Below are 21,173 nucleotides of genomic sequence, written 5' to 3'. Positions count from 1 at the left end.
TTGTTATTCGTTCGCCATTAACGCGCTTCAAAATCAATTCGAGGATCAACCCAGGTATAAGTCAGGTCGGAGATAATGCTCAGCACCAAGCCAAGCAAGGTCATGATATAGAGAGAGCTGAACACCACGGGATAGTCACGTTGAATGGTTGATTCAAAGCCAAGCAAGCCAATGCCTTCGAGTGAAAACATCACTTCAATCAACATAGAACCCGTGAAGAAAATACTAATAAATGCGCTTGGGAAACCCGCAATAATGATCAGCATGGCGTTACGGAAAACGTGCTTATAAAGAATACTGCTCTCGTCCAAGCCTTTCGCTCTCGCAGTCACTACATATTGCTTATTGATTTCATCAAGGAAGGAGTTTTTGGTCAGCATGCTGAGCGTGGCGAATCCACCGATAACCATGGCGAAAATGGGCAACGCCAAGTGCCAGAAGTAGTCGCCAATTTGCTGATACCAGTTGAGCTGGTCGAAGTTACTCGACACAAGCCCTCGCAATGGGAACCAACTGAAGTAGTTACCGCTTGCAAACAAGATAATCAGAATAATCGCAAACAAGAAGCCCGGCACCGCGTAGCCGACAATCACCACCGCGCTCGACCAAATATCAAAGCGAGAGCCGTGATGTATCGCCTTCATGATGCCTAAAGGTATCGAGATCACGTAGATGATTAAGGTACTCCACAATCCCAAGGAGATGGAGACGGGCAGTCGCTCGATGATCAAATCAATAACGTTGCCGCCCTTAAACAGGCTTTCACCGAAATTAAAGGTCGCGTAGTTTTTCAACATGTCGAAGTAGCGAACGTGAATCGGCTTATCAAAACCAAACTGCTTTTTGATCTCTTCAACCACTTCAGGATCAAGCCCGCGTGAGCCTTTATAGCCACTGGCAGATGCTTGGTCACTTTCGCTCAAATCAACTTCTTGTCCACCACCAGAAAAGCGCTCCATAATGCCAGAGTTATGCCCTTCTAATTGAGCAACAGCTTGTTCTACCGGACCTCCCGGCGCAATCTGGATGATGAAAAAGTTGATGGTGATGATCGCCCACAGCGTGGGGATCACCAACAATAAACGTCGAAATATATACGCGGCCATGCTAACTAACTCCTAGCGACGTTTTTCAGGAAGCAAAGCCGCCTTCTCTTCTGAAATCCACCATGTATCGATACCTAAATCGTATTTAGGCAATACATCTGGACGCTCAAACTTGTCCCACATTGCTACGCGATATTCGCCAACGTGCCATTGCGGGATGTTGTAGAAATTCCACTGCAATACACGGTCAAGTGAACGACCTAGTGTAAGAAGCTTTTCAGGGTGCTGTTGGTTACGCGCAATTTCTTCTGTTAACGCGTCAACCACTGGATCGATAACACCTGCAGTATTGTAAGTAGAATCAATATAGTTAGAGTTCCAAACGATCATTAAGTTCGGGCTAGGATAAGGGTTTGCGGAAAATGACGACGAAACCATGTCGAAATCACGATCACGCAAGCGCTTGATGTATTGAGTGGTATCGATGGTACGGATCTTCATCTCAATACCCATGCGCTTAAGGTTCTTTTGAACCGGCGTTGCGATACGTTCCGTGGTTGGGCTGTAAATCAACAACTCAAATGACATCGGCTTGCCAGTCTTTTCGTTGGTCATGACTTTGTCTTTCAGCACCCAACCCGCTTCTTTCAACAATTTGAAAGCGGTACGCATTTGGCTACGAATACGACCGCTACCATCGGTGACGGGTGGTTGGAATTCTTCGGTGAAAACTCGCGGTGGAATCTGATCTTTGTATTGAGACAACAACTCGACTTCAGCTTCGCTTGGTAAGCCTTTCGCTTCGTAGTCGGTATTTTGGAAGTAGCTACGAGTACGCTTGTACTGACCATAGAACATGTTCTTGTTCATCCACTCAAAGTCCATCGCGTAGGTTAACGCTTCACGCACTTTAGGATCCGAGAACACAGGAGATTGGATATTAAAGACGAAACCTTGAGTCGTTTCAGGCTTCTCGTGGTTAATCTCTTCTTTAATGATGTAGCCTTTATCGAAGTTCGCGCCCGTATAAGAGTTGGCCCAGAACTTAGCCGAGTTCTCGGTTCGAAGATCGAACTCCCCAGCTTTAAAGGCTTCCAACATTACCGTGTCGTCACGGTAGTAATCGTATTGCACTTGCTTGAAGTTATTACGACCAACGTTAACCGGTAGGTCAGCTGCCCAGTAGTTTTCATCTAGACCATAGGTAACACTTTGGCCTGATTTATAACTGATGATCTTATAAGGACCACTACCGACTGGTGGCTCACTTAGAGGTTCAGACAGCTTTCTGTCTTTCCAGAAATGTTTCGGTAATACACGAGTGCTTTGCGCAAAGCTGAACAGTTTTTCGCGGTTTGGAATGTTCATTTCAATACGAACAACCAAATCAGAGACCGCTTTTACTGACTTAATATCTTTGTAATACACACGATACTGAGGCACGCCCTCGGTTGAGAACTTGTCAAAAGTAAAGGCAACATCATGCGCAGTGATAGGCTCGCCATCTTGGAATTTAGCATTTGGGTTGATGTCGATTTCCATCCAAGTGAAATCACTGGAGTAGCGAACCTTTGAAGCGATCAATGGATAGTACGCATCAATCTCGTCACTCGGAGAAAACATCAAGGTATCGTAAATCTCTCCGGTATAACTTGCAGCAACGCCGCGGGAACCGAATCGATTAAAGCTATCGTACGTACCTATGCTGCCATAGGTCACTTTGCCCTGCTTTGGCGCATCAGGATTAACGTAATCGAAGTGAGTGAAATCGGCTGGATATTTTGCTTCACCAAAACCAACCAGTTGTGTGGTTTCAATAACGGTGACAGCAGGAGTTGATTGGGTTTCAGAAGCGTAAGTAACGGAGGGTTGTAAAGCAATAAGCGGCAACATGATTGCACATGACTTCAAATTAAACCTGAAAAACTGAGTGCGTTGCGAAGCTTTGCGTCGAAAAACTGTTCCCATTTGACTCTCCCTTCAAATGTCATGAATTCTATATTCAAGTTGATTTATCGGCTTTGAATGCATGCCGTTAAATCAAGTATAGGTTCAAAACTAACATCATGTAATAACTAATAAAACCATCAGCACTCTATCTCTGACGGTTTATTTACAAATTACTCGTCACCACTCGAAGTTATTGGATGCAGTGAGCTTTGATTGCTTTGGTTCCTTTGATTGAGTTGATTAGCTTGGTGGCGTTGGAAAGCACGGGGGAAGGCAGAAGCACTAAGATTGCTCTAGCCTGAATGACACAAGCCTCAACGGCTAAGATTCCTTTGGTTGGCTTCTAAAGTGAAATTTAGGCTCTAAATAATCAACAAACTATACTTTTACTGGAGTATCCTTGCTGCCTAGGTCTAAATGGAATGACACTTTGAACAAACCAAACCAAATAACATTCGCAACGTTCAACCTTCTGAACTATCTCGAGCCACCGAATGCTTATTATGATTTTGAGAACATCTACAGCTTCGAAGAATGGCAGAAGAAGCAACATTGGATGGCTGAAGCGATTCGTTCATTAGATTGCGATGTGATTGGCTTCCAAGAGATATTTAGCCCGCAGTCTTTAGAGCAATTGATGAACGACCTAGGTTATCCATACTTTGCAGTGGTCGATAGCGCACACGTTGAAGATGATTACCTATACACCTCACCTGTCGTTGGTATTGCTTCCCGTTACCCTATTGAAAACGTTCAGCCTGTTACGCCAGATTCGACGTTACTGACAGCATTCAACCTTGGCGACAAATTCTCATTCAACAGAACACCTGTTCACGCGACGATTACGTTACCCCATTTAGGTTCAACCGACTGTTATGTGGTGCACTTCAAATCACAACGTCCGACAGAACCAAAAGCAGAATCTGTCGATACGAACAACGCTCAGCAAGGTGCAAAACCACAAAGTGACACGCTCACTCGTTTTCACCAAGAACGGCTTGGCTCTTGGCTATCAAGTGTCCAACGCGGTCTAGAAGCTCAGATGCTGCATCAATACATCACCAACCAACGCTACCAAACCGAGCAACCTGTTGTGTTGATGGGTGACTTTAATAAGCCACTGTTTAATGATGAGTTTAAAGGGCTGTTGAATTACTCAATCAACCGAGACGAAAACAGCAAGCATTGGCTATCCCACTTTCGCTTGAAAGACAGCTGGGATCTTTACCATCAACTGCATGAAGAAGACTTGCTTGAACAGCGAAAGCCAACCCATTACTACGGCGCTTCTGGATCTGTACTGGACTACATTTTGATGTCGAACGAGTTTGATTGTCAGAACTCTTCAAGCTTAATGGAGATCTCTATCTACACAGTGTTAGACCATCACCTGATTAATCCTAGTTTTGAACACGACCAATTCAGTACCGACCATGCCATCGTGTCTGTTACCGCTCATATTCGTGAAGCCTAGAGTTAAACATAAAAAAGCCGCAGTCAAAAACTGCGGCCTTCCACTTTAGCTAAACGGGTTGAGCTAACCGACGCCCCATTTAGAAACCGATTTACCGTTTAGCAAAGTATGAAACTTAGAATGTGTACATTGCGCCTAAGTAGAAAGAATCCAGAACAACAGTATCTTCTGTCTTGTGTCCGTTTTCGTAATCTTCGATATCAAAAGCATCGGCTTCGTACGCTAAGCGAAAGCTCAACGAAGACATTGTAGGTGGCGTATATCCAACACCAACACCCATACGGATGCCATCTCCCGAATCATCAAAACCATCTCCTGAAGGGCGAGAGCCATCAGCAAGCTTCATGTCTAGATCAATAGTCGACAGACCGATAGTGCCAAATGGACGAATGCCATTATCAAACGTGTAACCGAGGTTCGCCGTTACCGAAAAGATTTAAGGTGTCCAAGTGAAAACCTTATTACCAGATTTCGTTTTCAGGGCTATATCACCAAAATCTGTGTATTGAGCTTCAACCGAAACAATGCGGTTAAATTTGTAACCAGCAATTAATCGGTAAGTATTGTCTTCGGCTTTAAAAGTAATAGGCTCACTGATCGTGTCAGTTAACCCGCCCACTTCGACCATTAGCACACTTAAATAATTACCCGCTCCAACAGCAGGCCAATTTGCTCAATCTCCACAATTTAGAATAAGACGAACAGAAAACACGATGAACCACACAATAGACTTCAACGGCTTAATCATTGATATCGACGCTCGAACGATTACCAACCAGCAAGGAAACAAAATCACTTTGCGCCCTCGCCTATTAGCAGTGCTCTGCTTGTTATTGGAAAATGTGGGAAGACCGATTTCAAGAGAGCATATTGTTGATGTGTGTTGGGACGGACAACTCTCGTCACCACATGTTCTTGCAAACGTAGTCTATAACCTACGCAATGTGTTCGCGCGATTAAGAGCATCCAACGTCCAGATCATTACCATTAGTAAGTTCGGATATGCGCTATCGATTGAACCCACGTAAAAGGATTTATGCAATCAATGGCGGTGACTAAGATCACCAAAAAACGCCCCATCGAAACGTTTCGATGATCATTATCACACTCTAAAACAATCAAACGTGCAAATGATAAATCAGACACTATTATCACTATCGAAACGTTTCGATGGCTTTTCTTGAGTTGTTCTCAACCCATCAAGCGTTATTTTTCGATAGGTCGTGATATGAAAAAAAGTACTCTAATAAACTCTGAACTCTCTTACCTAGTGGCGACTCTTGGCCACACAGATGAAATCACGATTTGTGACGCGGGCTTACCAATTCCAGACCACGTAACTCGTATTGATCTTGCTTTAACTCACGGTGTCCCAAGCTTTCAGCAAACGGTAAAAACCATGCTGGATGAATCTCAAATCGAAGGTGTTGTGATTGCAGAAGAGTTTGCGAAAGTAAGCCCAGAGCACCACGCTGCGCTGATTGATTTAATCAAGACAGAAGAAGCGCGTTGTGGCAAATCGCTTTCTATTACTTACATCACTCATGAAGAATTCAAACAGCGTACGCATGAAAGCCGCGCGGTAATTCGCACCGGTGAGTGCACACCATACGCAAATGTTATTTTCCAAGCTGGCGTAACCTTTTAGCTCAAGCAAAACGCAACGACAGCTCAGTGACATCACTGAACCAAAACAATACATAGACAGAACAATCAAATACAACTGGCCCCGAGTAAAGGAACCGACATGACTCAAGCCATTTTAGAACTTAGCTCAATTGAGAAAGCCTTCCCTGGTGTGAAAGCACTGGATAAGGCAAGCCTCAACGTTTATCCAGGACGCGTAATGGCGTTAATGGGTGAAAACGGTGCGGGTAAATCAACGCTTATGAAAGTGCTGACAGGCATCTACCACTTGGACGGCGGCACTATTGCCTACCAAGGAAAACCTGCTGCATTTAAAGGGCCACGTGATTCTCAACAAGCAGGCATTAGCATCATTCACCAAGAGCTGAATCTAATCCCTGAATTGACCATCGCCGAGAACATCTTCTTAGGTCGTGAAATCACGGGCACCATGGGTCGTATCTTGTGGAACGAGATGTACCAAGAAGCAGACAAGCTACTTAAACGCCTTAACGTGAAACACAGCTCGAAAACGCCTCTAGGTCAGTTGAGCCTTGGTGAGCAGCAAATGGTAGAGATTGCGAAAGCCCTATCGTTTGAATCTAAAGTCATCATCATGGATGAACCAACCGATGCGCTAACCGATACCGAAACTGAATCTCTGTTTAAGGTGATTAACGAATTGCGCGATGAAGGCTGTGGCATTGTTTACATCTCTCACCGTTTGAAAGAGATCTTCGAGATTTGTGATGACATCACCGTGCTGCGTGACGGTAAGTTCATTGGTCAGTGTGAAGTAAAAGACACCGACGAAGATGGCCTAATCGAAATGATGGTTGGTCGTAAGTTAGACGAACAATATCCACGTATCGGCCAGAGCCATGGTGAAACTTGTCTTGAAGTGATTGGCCTGACGGGTTCTGGTGTTCACGATGTGAGCTTTACGCTAAAACGCGGTGAAATCCTGGGTGTATCTGGCCTAATGGGTGCTGGCCGAACTGAACTGATGAAAGTGATTTACGGTGCCCTTCCAAGTGAACGCGGCGTCATCAACCTAGAAAACAAAACCATCAACCCTGTAAGCCCGAAAGACGGCTTGGCCAATGGCATTGCTTACATCTCTGAAGACCGTAAGGGCGATGGCTTAGTGCTCGGGCTTTCAGTGAAAGAGAACATGTCTCTGTGTTCACTGGATCTACTGACTAAGAGTGGCCAAATCCAACATAAAGACGAAGTAATCGCGGTTGATGACTTCATCAAGTTATTCAACATCAAGACCCCGACTCGCGAGCAAATCATCGGCAACCTTTCTGGTGGTAACCAACAGAAAGTAGCTATCGCTAAAGGCTTGATGACCAAACCAAAAGTACTGATTCTCGACGAGCCAACGCGTGGTGTCGATGTCGGTGCGAAGAAAGAAATTTACCAACTCATTAATAAATTTAAAGCCGACGGCATGAGCATCATTTTAGTCTCATCTGAAATGCCAGAAGTGTTAGGAATGAGTGACCGCATCATGGTGATGCATGAAGGCCGTGTAAGCGGTGAATTTGATGCTAAAGAAGCAAACCAAGAATTATTACTGGCGTGTGCGGTCGGTAAAAAGATCAACGAGGACGCAGCATGAGTACTAAAACCATGAGCAAAACAACTGAAGCTCCAAAGAAAAAACCGTTAATCAGCAAAGAGTGGCTGATTGATCAAAAGTCATTGATTGCTTTGCTCTTCCTGATTGTTGTCGTTTCTTTCTTAAACCCGAACTTCTTTACTGTCGACAACATCCTAAACATTCTGCGCCAAACCTCGGTTAACGCAATTATCGCTGTAGGTATGACGCTGGTTATCTTAACCGCGGGTATCGACTTGAGTGTTGGTTCTGTACTGGCGCTTTGTGGTGCGTTCGCAGCCAGCATGATTGGCATGGAAATCCCTGTGATGATCGCAGTACCAACCGCTCTTGTAGCAGGTGCAGCATTAGGTGCGATTAGTGGTGTGATTATCGCTAAGGGTAAGGTTCAAGCCTTCATCGCAACGCTTGTCACCATGACACTACTTCGCGGCGTAACCATGGTTTACACAGATGGTCGTCCTATTTCAACAGGCTTCACAGACACAGCAGACGCATTCGCTTGGTTCGGTACTGGCTACGCAATGGGTGTACCGGTTCCAGTATGGATCATGGTCGTGGTATTCGCAGCAGTATGGTACCTACTTAACCACACACGCTTTGGTCGCTACGTTTACGCACTGGGTGGCAACGAATCAGCAACTCGCCTATCAGGCATCGACGTAGACAAAGTAAAAATCGGTGTTTACGCAATCTGTGGTCTGCTAGCTGCAGTGGCAGGCATCATCGTGGCATCGCGTTTGTCATCTGCTCAACCAACCGCAGGTATGGGTTATGAGCTAGACGCTATCGCAGCCGTAGTTCTTGGCGGGACAAGCTTAGCTGGCGGTCGTGGCCGTATCATGGGCACATTGATTGGTGCTCTGATTATCGGCTTCCTAAACAACGCCCTAAACCTACTAGACGTATCTTCTTACTACCAGATGATTGCAAAAGCAGTGGTTATTCTTCTGGCAGTATTGGTCGACAACAAAAACAAATAAAACCTATTCACACTCTAGGTTAATACAAGTAACACTCTAGTTTAATAAAAGTAACAGTTTGTTTTACCTTAAAATATTAGAATCTATAAATAATGTAACAACGAGCTAGGACTCACCTCTTAGCTCCCCCTACACAAAGGACTTACACCATGAAAAAATTAGCGACTCTTATTTCTGCTGCTCTTCTTTCTACAACAGTATCTGTGTCTGCACAGGCGCAAGATACAATGGCAATCGTTCTGTCTACATTGAACAACCCATTCTTTGTAACCATGAAAGATGGCGCAGAAGCGAAAGCTGAAGAGCTAGGCTACAAGCTTATCGTTCTGGATTCTCAAAACGACCCAAGCAAAGAGCTGTCGAACATTGAAGATCTAACCATTCGTGGTGTTAAGGCAATCCTGATCAACCCAACAGATTCAGACGCCGTGTCTAACGCAATTCGCATGGCTAACCGTTCAAACATCCCAGTACTAACACTAGACCGTGGTGCAAGCCGTGGTGACGTAGTAAGCCACATCGCTTCTGATAACGTAATCGGTGGTGAAATGGCAGGTCACTTCATCATGGAAAAAGTGGGCGAAAAAGCGAAAGTAATCCAACTTGAAGGTATTGCTGGTACTTCTGCAGCTCGTGAACGTGGTGAAGGCTTCATGAATGCAGTAAACGGCAGCGACCTTGAGCTTCTTGCAAGCCAACCTGCTGATTTCGACCGTACTAAAGGTCTGAACGTAATGGAAAACTTGCTTGCTGCTAACCCAGATGTACAAGCAGTATTTGCTCAAAACGATGAAATGGCACTAGGTGCACTTCGCGCAGTTCAAGCGTCAGGTAAAGAAGTGATGATCGTTGGCTTTGATGGCACAGACGACGGCATCGCTGCTGTTAACCGCGGCCTACTAGGCGCTACAGTTGCACAACAACCTGACCTAATCGGTTCTCTAGGTATCGAAATGGCAGACAAAGTACTGAAAGGCGAAACAGTAGACGAGTACGTACCAGTACCTCTAAAAATCATCGCTAAGTAATCGTTACGAGGTAACGCGATATAAAGCAGGGAGTTCCCTATCTCCCTGCTTTGATTGGCTCGCTGACTCAAACAAAAGCAAACCCCGACAGTGCATCGCTGTTTCTCATTCCGCTCACAAAAGAGAGCGCACTTAACACCATGAGAAAGACCCATGCATTTTCAAATACGATATATCATAAGGCTCGTATCATGACTCAACTGATTGTTTTAGGTAGCGTTAACGCTGACCACGTACTGCAAGTTCCTTCGTTCCCTCGTCCGGGTGAAACCTTGATTGGCGGTAACTATCAGGTCATCCCTGGCGGTAAAGGCGCAAACCAAGCAGTCGCTTCTGCGCGATTAAACGCAGATATCGGCTTCATCGCCTGTGTCGGTGACGACCCATTCGGCATCAACATTCGTCAAGACTTCGCTAAAGACGGCATCAACATCGACGGTGTTATCGTGGCAGACAACACGCCAACTGGCATTGCGATGATCCAAGTATCCGCAACGGGTGAAAACAGCATCTGTCTTTCTGCAGAAGCTAATGACAAGCTGACTTGCGACCAAATCGAACCACATCTAGAGAAGATTCGCGGAGCCAAATACCTGCTAACTCAACTTGAAACGCCAATTGAAGGTATTGAGTACGCTGCGAAAGTAGCAAAAGAGAGTGGCACGCAAGTCATTCTAAACCCGGCTCCTGCTCGTCCATTATCGGATTCACTGCTTGCTTGTGTTGACGTGATTACACCGAACGAAACTGAAGCAGAAGTGCTGACAGGCATTACCGTGACGGACAACGCGTCTGCTCATCAGGCTGCGTTGGCTCTGCATGCTAAAGGCATAGAAACGGTAATGATCACGCTAGGCGCGAAAGGCGTGTGGGTGAGTCATCGCGGTCAAGGCAATGAAGCCAGCGAAGGTGAATTAATCGCAGGTTTCCGTGTTGAAGCAACAGATACAACTGCCGCAGGTGACACCTTTAACGGCGCGTTGGTGACAGGCTTGCTTGAAGATATGCCACTTGAGCGTGCGATTAAATTTGCTCATGCTGCAGCTGCTATCTCTGTGACACGCTTTGGTGCTCAAACGTCGATTCCAAGCCGTGCTGAAACCGATGCGTTTTTGGCAGAGCAACTGTCTGCTTAGTTTGATACCTATTTGAAGGCCTAACTTCTGAGCTAAACCGTGGTTAACGGATGTTAGCCTTCAAATTCGGTAACAACAAATAACAAGAATAAGCCCCTGTTTTCAGGCAGAATATCGCCCAACGTGGAAGGTTATTCCCACAAGGATTTTTTATGGCAACAATGAAAGACATCGCACGGCTCGCAAAGGTTTCGACTTCTACCGTGAGCCACGTGATCAACAAATCACGCTTTGTCAGTGAAGAGATTGCTGAGCGTGTTAACAGTGCGGCTAAAGAACTCAACTATGCGCCTTCTGCATTGGCTCGCAGCTTGAAAATGAAGCAAACCAAAACCTTGGGAATGCTAGTGACCACATCCACCAACCCATTCTTTGGCGAAGTGGTAAAAGGTGTGGAACGTCGTTGCTACGAAAAAGGCTACAACCTTATCTTGTGTAACACCGAAGGCGATAGCGAACGCATGAAATCCTCTATCGATACCTTGCTGCAAAAGCGAGTCGATGGCCTGATGCTAATGTGTTCTACCCTTGAAGGCGAACATATCGATGTATTCGAGCGCTACCCAGAACTGCCTGTTGTAGTCATGGATTGGGGCCCTATGTTGTTTGCGAGCGATAAGATCCAAGACAACTCGCACCAAGGTGGCTACATGGCAACTAAGCACTTGATAGATAACGGTCATTCTCAAATTGGTTGTATCACTGGCCCACTGCACCGTAATCAAGCTTCGTCTCGTTATCAAGGCTTCAAGCAAGCAATGGAAGAAGCCAATTTAGAGATCAACCCTAAGTGGATTGTTGAATCCAACTTTGAATGTGACGGTGGTTTTGACTCTTATCAGACATTGAAAACTCGTGGCGAAATGCCGTCTGCCTTGTTCGTCAGTAACGATATGATGGCGATGGGCGTGATTCACGCTGCGGCGCAAGATGGCACATCGATTCCGAATGATCTGTCTATCATTGGCTACGATGACATCCACCTGTCGAAGTACATGACACCCGCGTTAAGCACTGTCCACCAGCCAAAACATCGTTTAGGTAAAGCCGCAGTGGATACGCTTTTGAGCAGATTACAAACTCCAGATGCTTATCCGCAAGTCGTTGAACTTGAACCTACTCTTGTTGAACGAAGCAGCGTAAAAGCGCTTTAGTACTCGCCACACTCATCACACCGTTGAAAGCTAGCTTATTGAGCTAGCTTTTTTGTCTTTGAAACATAATAACGCCGCTTAATCGCCCCTAAAATGCCGTCAATATGCGAAACTTACATGCTAAAATATGCATTTGCGCACTCAGCAACTATTCACGCAATTAACGACTAATTCATCTACACTAATATTAAATAACAACGGCATGGAGAGCGTAGTTGTATGATCGCGGGTTGGTTTGACAATATATCCCTACAAAAAAAGCTATTAGTCAGCTTTTTAATTCCTATCACTTTGATGGTCATCGTCTCTTTCTCTGTGTATGAAAACACCCAATCTATTGTGAAAGATAACCATTGGGTTGTTCACACTCACAAAGCCATAGCCCGAGCTCAAGAGCTGCTCAACCTAATTGTGGATATGGAAACCGGACAACGTGGCTACCTAATCACGGGCGATCCCGTATTTTTAGAGCCCTATCATCTGGCACTGGATGTTTGGCGTCAAAAAATGCAAAGCCTATCAACTCAAGTGAGTGACAACCCCCCTCAAGTTGAACGCCTCAAAAGAATCGATGATACTCATAAGACATGGCTAAAGGAGTCGGGCGAGAAAGAGATCATGCAACGCAACCTCGTCAATAAAGGCGAAGCGAAAATGCAAAGTGTCGTCTACCTCACTCAACAACAGACCGGAAAACAACTGATCGATAAGATCCGTAAAGAGATCGCTCAATTTATCGATATTGAACAGCAACTTATCAGAGTCAGAGTCGATAAGTCCGTTAACTCGGCCAACCAAACCACTTACGTACTGGTTGTCGGTACCCTGTTTTCAGCATTTATCTCATTGCTTGTGGCGGCGTGGTCATCAAACCGTATTAAACGAAGAATAGACATACTGCTCGCAGCCGCAAACCAAGTTGCTGCTGGCCATTTAAAAGAAGGGGCATCGACCCTCAAACTTTCCTCAAACATTAACGCTCAAGACGAAGTAGCTCACCTCAGCCATAGCTTTCAAACAATGGCAACAAACCTGGTAAAAAACGACAATGAAATGCGAGCGAAAAATCAGGAGCTAATCGCTGAACGAACCAAAGCTGAAGCCGCAGTAAAAGCTAAGGGCGATTTTCTGTCTACCATGAGCCACGAAATCAGAACACCAATGAACGGTGTTCTTGGAATATCTCAGATCATTGCAAGCCAAACCCAAGAACCCGAAACAAAAGAGAACATCAACATCATTCTCGAATCTGGTCACCACTTGATGACGATACTCAACGACATTCTGGACTTCTCAAAAGTCGAAGAAAACAAGCTTGAGTTAGATGTGGCTCCCTTTAACTTTGTTCAAGTCATGCAGCCTGTATGTAGCGCACTAAAACCCTTAGCCGATGAAAAAGGCATTCGCCTGTTAATCGAAAATAACATACCGAAAAACATCCAACTCTTCGGAGACTGTGCAAGGCTGCGCCAAATCATGTTCAACTTGGGCGGTAATGCGACAAAATTCACCAAAGAAGGTCATGTGTCCATACAAGCTGACCTCAATCGCCCCAACAACCAGTTGATCCTCACCGTGACAGACACCGGGGTTGGTATCCCGAAAGATAAGCACGAGCAGGTATTCAATTCATTCGAACAAGCCGACACTTCGACAACAAGGAAGTTTGGCGGAACAGGGCTTGGCCTCGCAATCGTCAAGAACCTAGTCAACCTCATGAATGGAGAAATCACATTAACCAGTGCTGTCGGGCTTGGTACAAAATTCCAAGTCTCTCTGCCTATCACATGGCAAGAAAGCAAAGCGAAAGACATCGCGACCCATACAGTCGATGCAGAAACTCTCAGCTTTGACTCGTTAAGTATCCTGTTGGTGGAAGATAACCGTATTAATGCCATTGTTGCACAAGGCTTTTGTGAAAAACTCGGCCATCATGTTGAGCATGCGGAAAACGGGAAATTGGCGATTGAACGCCTCAAAACAACTCAATATGACCTTATCTTGATGGACAATCATATGCCTGAAATGAACGGGGTCGAGACAACAAATTACATTCGTGAAAAACTGAAACTCGATACCTTGATATTCGCTTACACGGCCGATGTATTCCGTGAGGCGCATGACAACTTTATTCAGGCGGGTGTCGACCATATTCTGACCAAGCCTCTGCAGCAAGAGAGTTTCTTCGACGCCCTACAACAGTTCTCAAGTCGATTACCGAAACAAACAGCAGCCGAAGGTTCGAGTGAGAATGAAAACATTGTCGAGCTTCATCGTAAGCCTATTGAAACGTTAAGGTTAACGGAAGAAGAGATCAGCCATTCAGAAGTGATACAAATACTGAAAGATGACACGGAAGGGTTCAGCTTACTCATAGACTCGACCATTATTGAGTTCGAACAGTCAGTTGATCGCGTCATTGAATACTATTTAGCGAAAGAATTAGAGCCACTTTGTCGCACCCTGCACTCCATTAAAGGCATGTCGCTAAACTTAGGTCTTAACATGCTTTCTAAGCAGGCATTGGAGCTAGAAGTCGAAGCCAAAAATCAACAATTGCCGGATATTGAACGACTGCAAAAACTGCTCAATCGCCTTATGGTCAATATCCATCAAGCTCAGCGGATGAAAAACGCCCATTCAGTCAAGCATCTGAATCAAATGAACGATCAAGCTTAAGAACGCTTCGTTCCCAAGCTAAAACGCAAGGCTTAATCACCTTGCGTTTTTCGATCTTATACCGCGCTAGTCTCTGTTCTAGCGATTTAACGGTTTAACAGGGCGGTTATTTGCTGGATCTCATCTTCGACATCAATACCATTATATTGCGGCGCAATCGAGAGATCTTGAATACTCACGGTTTCTACCGATTGCCTTTCGTTGAGCTGAGTCATTAACTCTCCTTTTGGTGAGTAGACTCTGCTTCCACCACAATAAGTCGCGGTAAACGCATCAACCACATCCTGTCCAACTCGATTACAAGTCACGACATGACACCCCTCTTCTAAAGCCCTTGCATGAGCAATAGCAAAGCTATGATGACAACCAAAATTCGCGGGATGGAGAATAACGTCGACCGACTGATACTCTCTCATGATCTCCGGGAACCAAATATCGAAGCAAATCGCGACACCAAACTTTAAGCCTTTGTGCTCAAACGTGAGGCGCTTCTCCCCTCTCGAGAAATACTGCTTATCGAATTTGGTTTGACTGATTTTTCTATATTTGTGTCGTAAACCGGAAGCATCCACAACCACGACGCTGTTGTAATATTGGCCACTATCTTTCTCGGCAATGCCTGCAACAATCAAGGTGTCATGCTTCGCTGCAAGCTGCGTTAATGAATCAATAGTACTGCTGTCGGCGAAGTCTTCAGCCAATTCGTGAATTTCTTCAGCCTCGTTAAAAATATACCCAGTCGTGAACAGTTCAGGCAGTAAAGTAATATCACCGACTAACGGCTCCGCTTGCAAAAGATCAGAGACCGAATCTATATTCTTTTGTTTGTTTTTGTATTCAACTTCAAGCTGAATAAGCGTGATACTGACATTATTCAAAATCGATTCCTTACTAGGTAATACTTAAAGCTGTAATGCTTCAAGCTGGAGACTAAGAACTAAGAACTAAGAACGACAGAGTAGGCCAATCCCCTATCGCTTTCTTATTCGCCCGCCAAAGGTTGAAGCAGGTGCACAGTCCTGTACGTATTTTAAACCTGCCTACGGCGCTAATTAAGGCTCTGGTAAAACGGGAGGCGTGCTGTCCATATAGGTTAAGAAATTCACCCACACCTCATGCGTGCGCTGCTTGGTTAACGTCATCTTGCAGGAAAGCGCCATAACCCCTCGAATAGAACCTTCACGCCATTGGGTGTACACAGAATCACAATGTGCTGTCATGTACGCCTGCCAGCTCTCCTGAGCCTTCTTAATTGACGCCACCAGCTCAGCATCATAAGCATTGTGCTCAAAGCTGGCTGCAAGGTATTTATCCAGTTCCGCTTGTGCAGATTCCAACTCAATTGCCGCACAGTGATTGATCTCGATGGTATTCATCGCATTCTCGCAATCAACAACACCTTCGTAGGCCAACGCAGAGAATGAGAAGCACACCGCTATGAGTGCCGATATCAGTTTTGTCATAATCATCCTTTATGCTGCCACCACCAAAACGAATCGTGTCGTGACTTTATTTATTTAAACGTGGCTCAATATTTAGCTCATTCAGCTCATTCAGCTCATTCAGCTCATTCAGCCAGAGCAAATAACAATAAAATTTATCAGGATATAAGCATTTGTTATCCGCATGAATCATCAAAAATGACGCCTCGCCAACTCAAATAAACGAGATAACGCTCAGATTTTGCTGGTAAAACTAGAAAACATATTATTTATATCAATAATTCGTGCCTGCATTCACACTATTAATTATTTATATTGCTACCTAAACGCTAACTTTATAAATTAAATCGAATGCTCACATAAATCGGTAACGCTTCTCCAACTATGGATATCAAGTACCAAAACATTGCCAAGACTTCATTTTACTTTGCCATCTCTTTCTTTTTTTCCATGGCAATGCTCATTCCTTTTACACCGTATCACTACCAAACATTAACCGAAGACACATCAAGGTTAGTCGAAACTAGGTTAGAAAGGATCCAATCAAGGTTCGACCGTTTTTTATCTGAAGTTAGACCTGAACAGTCTTGCGACGCGATCGTTAGACAGCTTCGACAAAACGTTTTTGAAGCCGATTGGGTAAAAGAAGCAGCGGTATTCAATAAACAGAACCGATTTTACTGTTCAACCACCGATGGTGACGTTTCATTTCGCCTATACAGCACCATCAGGCAGCGACTCAATGACGACCCGAATTTAACAACCCTGTCGTATTCCAACTCGGCCATCACGCAAGTTCAGTCCATCATGCTCATTTTCTCGAACAAAGAAGATGCCGGAGTGAGCCTGATGATTCCGCCACACTTCATCTATGACCTTGTTGAAACAAGCCTCAGCAACCATGGAATACAGGCCAAAGTTGAAGTGATCAAAAGAGATATCCACCCTATCGATATTGACTCATCAATCGCCAAGGTGCGGATACAATCGAACACCTACCCATTAACCATCACCTCATACATTGGGTATCAGTTTTATCTTCACTTCATGTTGAGTTATTTATGGTTTGGCTTTTTGATGGCCGGAATCACGACCATTATTCTCCTTTCCATCAAGCATAAAAAGCAGAGCCAACGCAGCTTAGAATATTCGCTTTCAAGTGCGCTAAAAAACCAGCACCTTCATGTTCACATGCAGCCTATCGTTAACCAAAACACCAACGAGATCGTCGGCTGTGAGTCATTATTGCGATGGAACGACCCAATTGAAGGTAACGTCTCCCCGGCTATTTTCATCCCGCTTGCTGAAAGCTTAGGCTTAATTGAGGAGCTCACCTACTTCGTGCTACGCAAAGTATTAATGACGTTGAAAAGCAATCAAGATGTGTTCGACTCAAAGTACATCAGCGTCAACATCAGCCGCAACGTAGTGTCTAACAGTAACTTCTCTAACAAAGTGATCAGCATCTTTAAAAGACACCCTGAGATTCTCAAACAGGTAGTTTTTGAAGTAACCGAAGATGGTGAATGTTCTGATGCCGACATGGTCAAAATTAGAGACAACCTAACCAAACTATCGAACATGGGCGTAAGAGTTGCGATTGATGATTTTGGTACAGGCTACGCAGGGTTAGATTTCGTAAGACAGTTCCCGTTCAGCATTCTCAAGATTGATCGCGTGTTCGTGAAAAACATATCCGACGAATCCAGCTTTGGTCTCCCTTTGCTAGAGTCCATGCTTCAACTATCACGCACCTTAGGGATGCAAGTGATCGTCGAAGGTGTCGAGTATGAGTCACAAGTAAAAATCTTATCTAAGCTTGGTGTCGACTATATCCAAGGCTTCTATTTTTATAAGCCGATGCCGATAAACCTGACTGTCAGCTTACTCAGGCAGCAGCATTTTGAGTCCGATAACGTTGAGGAACAAACCAACCAGACATTCCTTGTTACATAAGGCACTAAAAAACAACGAAAGAAAATGCGAAGGCTATGGGTCTCCTTTGATGAACATTTAAACCATCGCATCATTGAATGCATCACAAGGGATATCATGGAAAAGACACTTCAAACCAAACTGGCGACTAGCCTACTACTGCTGAGAATCGGCATTTTTATCGTCTTCTTGTTCTGGGGCTTAGATAAGATCCTTGTCCCTGAGCACGCGACAAAAGTACTGTCTGGCTTTTACGGCATCGACATCTCGAACAATGCGATGATGGCTCTGGGTGTCGCGCAGCTCGGATTTTTAGGCGCATTCGTTGTAGGCATGTGGAAAAAGTACACCTACGGAGCCATTTTAGTCCTTCATGCAGGCTCAACCTTTTCCTCTTTTGGAAAATACATGGACCCGTTCAACAACCTACTGTTCTTCGCCTCTTGGCCAATGCTCGCAGCCTGTATCGCAATCTTCTTACTTCGCAATTACGACACTTACAGCGTGTCCAACTAACACAAAGGGCGCCGTTATTGGCGCCCTGTTTGGTTGGGTTGATTCTTATCAACCTAAAATACTCTGTTAGCTGTATGACCCTATTTTACATTTCTATAAGTTACTAGAAACCCTGTCAAACCTATTGAGAGAGCAGCAATACATACTCCCCTCAGTATTGCATCATTGAGATAAGCTGAGTAGAAAAGCATTGCAATAAATGCACTACATGACACCAAAAAAGGTGCAATTGAACGATGGGTAAAACGTGAAGTATCAACCACACTATAACGATCTAGAACCAAATCCAAGAGCAAGAGCATGTGCATAACAAACAAAACATTTAGTACTGGAAGTACCCAGTAAAACCAACTATCTACAGGAAAGCTAAATAGTTGAACAAAGGTAAGGTGAGCCAATATAGAAAACAAAATACTTTTCCAACCATTCGAACTACTTTGTACTCTAATGCGGTATGTTCGTCGGGCGACAGAAGCAAGTGGCTTGACTGAAGAAACCCAAATAGCCAACCAAACTATAAGTAATACCATGGTTCAAGAGCCTCTAAATTAAGGTTTACGCAGCTATTCTGAATTAGATATCTAGAACTATTATCCCAAGATATCGACACTTTACGCCTTGCTAAGGTGTGAGCAAACCAATACCTTAGCCTCCGCATAATACCTTAAACACATAAACCAACGCATAGTAAAAATGCCACGCGTTGCGAATTATTCTTAAGCAACTTGTTATACCTCTTGGTTGAGGCTAAAATGACCAAAACAAAGACCACTTAAGAGACCTATTACATGACCACTAGAATTTTAGCCGATGTTGCTGCAAGCATTACTGAGTTGAAAGCTAACCCTATGAAAGTTGCAACTAGTGCTTACGGTGAACCTGTTGCTGTACTGAACCGAAATGAGCCAGCATTTTATTGCGTACCAGCCGAAGCGTACGAAATGATGATGGACAGACTCGAAGATCTTGAACTACTAACTATTGCGAAAGAGCGTGAATCTGAAGAGAGTATTTCGGTAAATATTGATGACCTATAAACTCGACTTTAAAAAGAGTGCACTCAAAGAGTGGAAAAAGCTTGGCTCAACGCTTCAACAACAATTTAAGAAAAAGCTAATCGAGCGTTTAGATAACCCGCATGTTCCGGCTTCAAAACTCTCTGGAGCTGACAACATGTATAAGATTAAGCTGCGCCAATCGGGCTACCGTCTCGTCTACAAAGTTGAAGACGATGTCATCATTGTAACCGTCTTAGCAGTCGGAAAACGCGAACGTAGCGATGTTTACCGTAACGCTATGAAAAGGTTAGATGATTGATTGCGGTATCAACGCCGCATTAAGCGGACTAAAATTGTGGGTTATACTGTGAAGCGAAGCGGAACGTAACCCACTGTTTTAGTTCCGTTTAAATACCTTGTTATAAGAATGTAGACGCCATACTTACAACTTGTTTCTATCAAGTAACATTAGGCGGACATCATCGAATTCTAGTGCGATTTGAATAGGTTCATGATGTGTATCTTCAGTAAATACCGTCAAGCCTAAACAGTCACCACCTGCACTTTCATAACGGGCTATAGCCGACTCAAACACCTTCCTAGCGGATGTGACATTAGCAGCAGTCAAACTGCGAATCCTGTGGTGAACATCAGTTAGCCTAGAAACATACACCTTACTTGCTTGCAAAAGATCAACTGACTCGGGTGTTTCTTTTAAGGTTGCTTTCTTATTTTTCGAATTCTGAGCAAGTTGTTCCTGAGTGGAAAATACCATTACTTTATTCTGTACTCCTCGTTCCGTGAGCTCTGATGCGTGCTCTAGAGTATGGATAGCTATACCATTGTGCTGGACATGGTTACGTATCATTTCCATAAATCGATATTCAAAAGATGCATCATACATTTCATTAAAGTACTTCTTTGCATCTTTTAATATCTCAGGTTGATTATGAAACGAATCTCTAGCCGCAGAAGGAATTTGATCTACATATGTTTTGGTAGACGTTAATAGGTTTGCCAGCCTACGCTCAATTAGAATACGAAAATTAAATACGCCATTGTAATCCATAGACCTAAATGCATCATTGAGCATAGTTTCATTACAAACGTCCAATTCAAATTCTTTTAGGTTTGAATTCATTATTTCAAATTTTTCTTCTATCGATAAACCGCATCTTAATACTCTATTTGAGTGAATTATCTCCAAGTATTCCGCTTCTTTAATTTCTACAACCGGAACGTTTCCAATTACATTTTTCTTCAGATAGTACATAACCCACCAAATTCTTATAACAGCTATATTAGACAGAATAATTCTGCATTTTGTCCCTGAAACAATTCTGTCTAGTTTCCAAGACTCGCTGCACTTAGTCTAATAACTCATTTAATAACATCATCTTACCTACTTATCTTTGTATCAAACATGACGAAAAGCAGAAATTTTCCATATAGTTCCGGCAAAATGCAGAAAACTCCCCAATATGTGAGTAAACCGCAGTTCAGGCTATGAAGGTTGTATCTTGGAAGTTGTATTCTCAAACAAAAAAAGCGCCGACATGATTGTCGGCGTTTTTGCTAT

The 21,173-nt window shown here is 44.1% G+C and carries 18 protein-coding genes and 1 pseudogene; 13 read left to right on the top strand and 6 right to left on the bottom strand.

What is annotated here, in order from left to right:
- Positions 1-17 precede the first annotated feature (17 nt).
- Positions 18-1,106, bottom strand: a complete 1,089-nt coding sequence (locus BCU07_RS17825) for a microcin C ABC transporter permease YejB (RefSeq protein ID WP_004730359.1) — start codon at positions 1,104-1,106, stop codon at positions 18-20.
- 12 nt (positions 1,107-1,118) lie between these two features.
- Positions 1,119-3,014, bottom strand: a complete 1,896-nt coding sequence (locus BCU07_RS17820) for an extracellular solute-binding protein (RefSeq protein ID WP_102332890.1) — start codon at positions 3,012-3,014, stop codon at positions 1,119-1,121.
- Positions 3,015-3,426: 412 nt separating this feature from the next.
- On the opposite strand from BCU07_RS17820, the gene BCU07_RS17815 reads away from it, so the two are divergent.
- Complete coding sequence (locus tag BCU07_RS17815; protein ID WP_102428316.1) at positions 3,427-4,470, top strand: endonuclease/exonuclease/phosphatase family protein; 1,044 nt, start codon at positions 3,427-3,429, stop codon at positions 4,468-4,470.
- A 115-nt stretch (positions 4,471-4,585) separates the two neighbouring features.
- Here the strand turns inward: BCU07_RS17815 and BCU07_RS17810 are convergent.
- Positions 4,586-5,089 (bottom strand): annotated as a pseudogene (locus BCU07_RS17810) (outer membrane beta-barrel protein); the annotation flags it as partial.
- A 94-nt stretch (positions 5,090-5,183) separates the two neighbouring features.
- On the opposite strand from BCU07_RS17810, the gene BCU07_RS17805 reads away from it, so the two are divergent.
- The 8 genes from BCU07_RS17805 (at position 5,184) to BCU07_RS17770 (ending at position 14,703) form a co-directional block, all read left to right on the top strand.
- Positions 5,184-5,498: a winged helix-turn-helix domain-containing protein gene (locus tag BCU07_RS17805; protein ID WP_017060852.1), complete on the top strand. Its 315-nt coding sequence runs from the start codon at positions 5,184-5,186 to the stop codon at positions 5,496-5,498.
- Between the two features lie 200 nt (positions 5,499-5,698).
- Positions 5,699-6,118 (top strand): D-ribose pyranase, encoded by a 420-nt coding sequence (gene rbsD, locus BCU07_RS17800; RefSeq protein WP_017060853.1) that lies wholly within the window; start codon positions 5,699-5,701, stop codon positions 6,116-6,118.
- Positions 6,119-6,217: 99 nt separating this feature from the next.
- Complete coding sequence (gene rbsA, locus BCU07_RS17795) at positions 6,218-7,723, top strand: ribose ABC transporter ATP-binding protein RbsA (RefSeq protein WP_009844906.1); 1,506 nt, start codon at positions 6,218-6,220, stop codon at positions 7,721-7,723.
- Positions 7,720-8,706, top strand: a complete 987-nt coding sequence (rbsC, locus tag BCU07_RS17790) for a ribose ABC transporter permease (protein ID WP_017060855.1) — start codon at positions 7,720-7,722, stop codon at positions 8,704-8,706. The genes rbsA and rbsC overlap by 4 nt, the downstream gene beginning before the upstream one ends.
- Before the next feature lie 149 nt (positions 8,707-8,855).
- Positions 8,856-9,734 (top strand): ribose ABC transporter substrate-binding protein RbsB, encoded by an 879-nt coding sequence (rbsB, locus tag BCU07_RS17785; RefSeq protein WP_017060856.1) that lies wholly within the window; start codon positions 8,856-8,858, stop codon positions 9,732-9,734.
- Positions 9,735-9,925: 191 nt separating this feature from the next.
- Positions 9,926-10,870 carry a ribokinase gene (gene rbsK, locus BCU07_RS17780; protein WP_102428317.1) on the top strand — a complete coding sequence of 315 codons (945 nt, stop codon included), beginning with the start codon at positions 9,926-9,928 and terminating at the stop codon, positions 10,868-10,870.
- 152 nt (positions 10,871-11,022) lie between these two features.
- Positions 11,023-12,024: a substrate-binding domain-containing protein gene (locus BCU07_RS17775; RefSeq protein WP_048613455.1), complete on the top strand. Its 1,002-nt coding sequence runs from the start codon at positions 11,023-11,025 to the stop codon at positions 12,022-12,024.
- Between the two features lie 219 nt (positions 12,025-12,243).
- The gene (locus BCU07_RS17770; RefSeq protein ID WP_102428318.1) at positions 12,244-14,703 is read left to right on the top strand and encodes a CHASE3 domain-containing protein; all 2,460 of its coding nucleotides are present in this window, start codon (positions 12,244-12,246) and stop codon (positions 14,701-14,703) included.
- Positions 14,704-14,789: 86 nt separating this feature from the next.
- On the opposite strand, the gene BCU07_RS17765 is transcribed toward BCU07_RS17770, so the two are convergent.
- Positions 14,790-15,581 (bottom strand): carbon-nitrogen hydrolase family protein, encoded by a 792-nt coding sequence (locus tag BCU07_RS17765; RefSeq protein ID WP_102428319.1) that lies wholly within the window; start codon positions 15,579-15,581, stop codon positions 14,790-14,792.
- A gap of 174 nt (positions 15,582-15,755) precedes the next feature.
- Complete coding sequence (locus BCU07_RS17760) at positions 15,756-16,166, bottom strand: lysozyme inhibitor LprI family protein (protein WP_017067713.1); 411 nt, start codon at positions 16,164-16,166, stop codon at positions 15,756-15,758.
- 363 nt (positions 16,167-16,529) lie between these two features.
- Here BCU07_RS17760 and BCU07_RS17755 point away from each other — a divergent pair, with 363 nt between their 5' ends.
- The 4 genes from BCU07_RS17755 to BCU07_RS17740 all read left to right on the top strand — a co-directional run bounded on the left by BCU07_RS17755 (position 16,530) and on the right by BCU07_RS17740 (position 19,913).
- The gene (locus BCU07_RS17755) at positions 16,530-18,101 is read left to right on the top strand and encodes an EAL domain-containing protein (protein ID WP_102428320.1); all 1,572 of its coding nucleotides are present in this window, start codon (positions 16,530-16,532) and stop codon (positions 18,099-18,101) included.
- Positions 18,102-18,197: 96 nt separating this feature from the next.
- A complete protein-coding gene (locus tag BCU07_RS17750) occupies positions 18,198-18,596 on the top strand; it encodes a hypothetical protein (RefSeq protein WP_017064752.1) in 399 nt (132 codons plus the stop codon).
- Between the two features lie 788 nt (positions 18,597-19,384).
- Positions 19,385-19,633 carry a type II toxin-antitoxin system Phd/YefM family antitoxin gene (locus tag BCU07_RS17745; protein ID WP_004730320.1) on the top strand — a complete coding sequence of 83 codons (249 nt, stop codon included), beginning with the start codon at positions 19,385-19,387 and terminating at the stop codon, positions 19,631-19,633.
- Complete coding sequence (locus tag BCU07_RS17740; protein WP_053407936.1) at positions 19,623-19,913, top strand: type II toxin-antitoxin system RelE family toxin; 291 nt, start codon at positions 19,623-19,625, stop codon at positions 19,911-19,913. The genes BCU07_RS17745 and BCU07_RS17740 overlap by 11 nt, the downstream gene beginning before the upstream one ends.
- A 123-nt stretch (positions 19,914-20,036) precedes the next feature.
- Here the strand turns inward: BCU07_RS17740 and BCU07_RS17735 are convergent, their stop codons facing one another.
- Entirely contained in the window at positions 20,037-20,867 is an 831-nt protein-coding gene (locus tag BCU07_RS17735; RefSeq protein ID WP_102428321.1) for a hypothetical protein, read from the bottom strand.
- Between the last annotated feature and the right edge of the window lie 306 nt (positions 20,868-21,173).

The organism is Vibrio sp. 10N.261.54.E10 (assembly GCF_002877735.2).
Lineage (GTDB): Bacteria > Pseudomonadota > Gammaproteobacteria > Enterobacterales > Vibrionaceae > Vibrio > Vibrio crassostreae_C.
The sequence above is the reverse complement of the archived record's forward strand: the minus strand, read 5'-3'. Positions and strand labels throughout refer to the sequence as shown.

What these genes read in the sequence shown, in the direction of transcription:
- BCU07_RS17760 (WP_017067713.1), bottom strand. Translation starts at nt 16,166, where the DNA reads ATGACAAAACTGATATCGGCACTCATAGCGGTGTGCTTCTCATTCTCT.
- BCU07_RS17735 (WP_102428321.1), bottom strand. Translation starts at nt 20,867, where the DNA reads ATGTACTATCTGAAGAAAAATGTAATTGGAAACGTTCCGGTTGTAGAA.
- rbsA (WP_009844906.1), top strand. Translation starts at nt 6,218, where the DNA reads ATGACTCAAGCCATTTTAGAACTTAGCTCAATTGAGAAAGCCTTCCCT.
- BCU07_RS17755 (WP_102428320.1), top strand. Translation starts at nt 16,530, where the DNA reads ATGGATATCAAGTACCAAAACATTGCCAAGACTTCATTTTACTTTGCC.
- rbsD (WP_017060853.1), top strand. Translation starts at nt 5,699, where the DNA reads ATGAAAAAAAGTACTCTAATAAACTCTGAACTCTCTTACCTAGTGGCG.
- BCU07_RS17745 (WP_004730320.1), top strand. Translation starts at nt 19,385, where the DNA reads ATGACCACTAGAATTTTAGCCGATGTTGCTGCAAGCATTACTGAGTTG.
- BCU07_RS17775 (WP_048613455.1), top strand. Translation starts at nt 11,023, where the DNA reads ATGGCAACAATGAAAGACATCGCACGGCTCGCAAAGGTTTCGACTTCT.
- BCU07_RS17805 (WP_017060852.1), top strand. Translation starts at nt 5,184, where the DNA reads ATGAACCACACAATAGACTTCAACGGCTTAATCATTGATATCGACGCT.
- BCU07_RS17820 (WP_102332890.1), bottom strand. Translation starts at nt 3,014, where the DNA reads ATGGGAACAGTTTTTCGACGCAAAGCTTCGCAACGCACTCAGTTTTTC.
- rbsC (WP_017060855.1), top strand. Translation starts at nt 7,720, where the DNA reads ATGAGTACTAAAACCATGAGCAAAACAACTGAAGCTCCAAAGAAAAAA.
- BCU07_RS17740 (WP_053407936.1), top strand. Translation starts at nt 19,623, where the DNA reads ATGACCTATAAACTCGACTTTAAAAAGAGTGCACTCAAAGAGTGGAAA.
- BCU07_RS17825 (WP_004730359.1), bottom strand. Translation starts at nt 1,106, where the DNA reads ATGGCCGCGTATATATTTCGACGTTTATTGTTGGTGATCCCCACGCTG.
- rbsB (WP_017060856.1), top strand. Translation starts at nt 8,856, where the DNA reads ATGAAAAAATTAGCGACTCTTATTTCTGCTGCTCTTCTTTCTACAACA.
- BCU07_RS17770 (WP_102428318.1), top strand. Translation starts at nt 12,244, where the DNA reads ATGATCGCGGGTTGGTTTGACAATATATCCCTACAAAAAAAGCTATTA.
- rbsK (WP_102428317.1), top strand. Translation starts at nt 9,926, where the DNA reads ATGACTCAACTGATTGTTTTAGGTAGCGTTAACGCTGACCACGTACTG.
- BCU07_RS17750 (WP_017064752.1), top strand. Translation starts at nt 18,198, where the DNA reads ATGGAAAAGACACTTCAAACCAAACTGGCGACTAGCCTACTACTGCTG.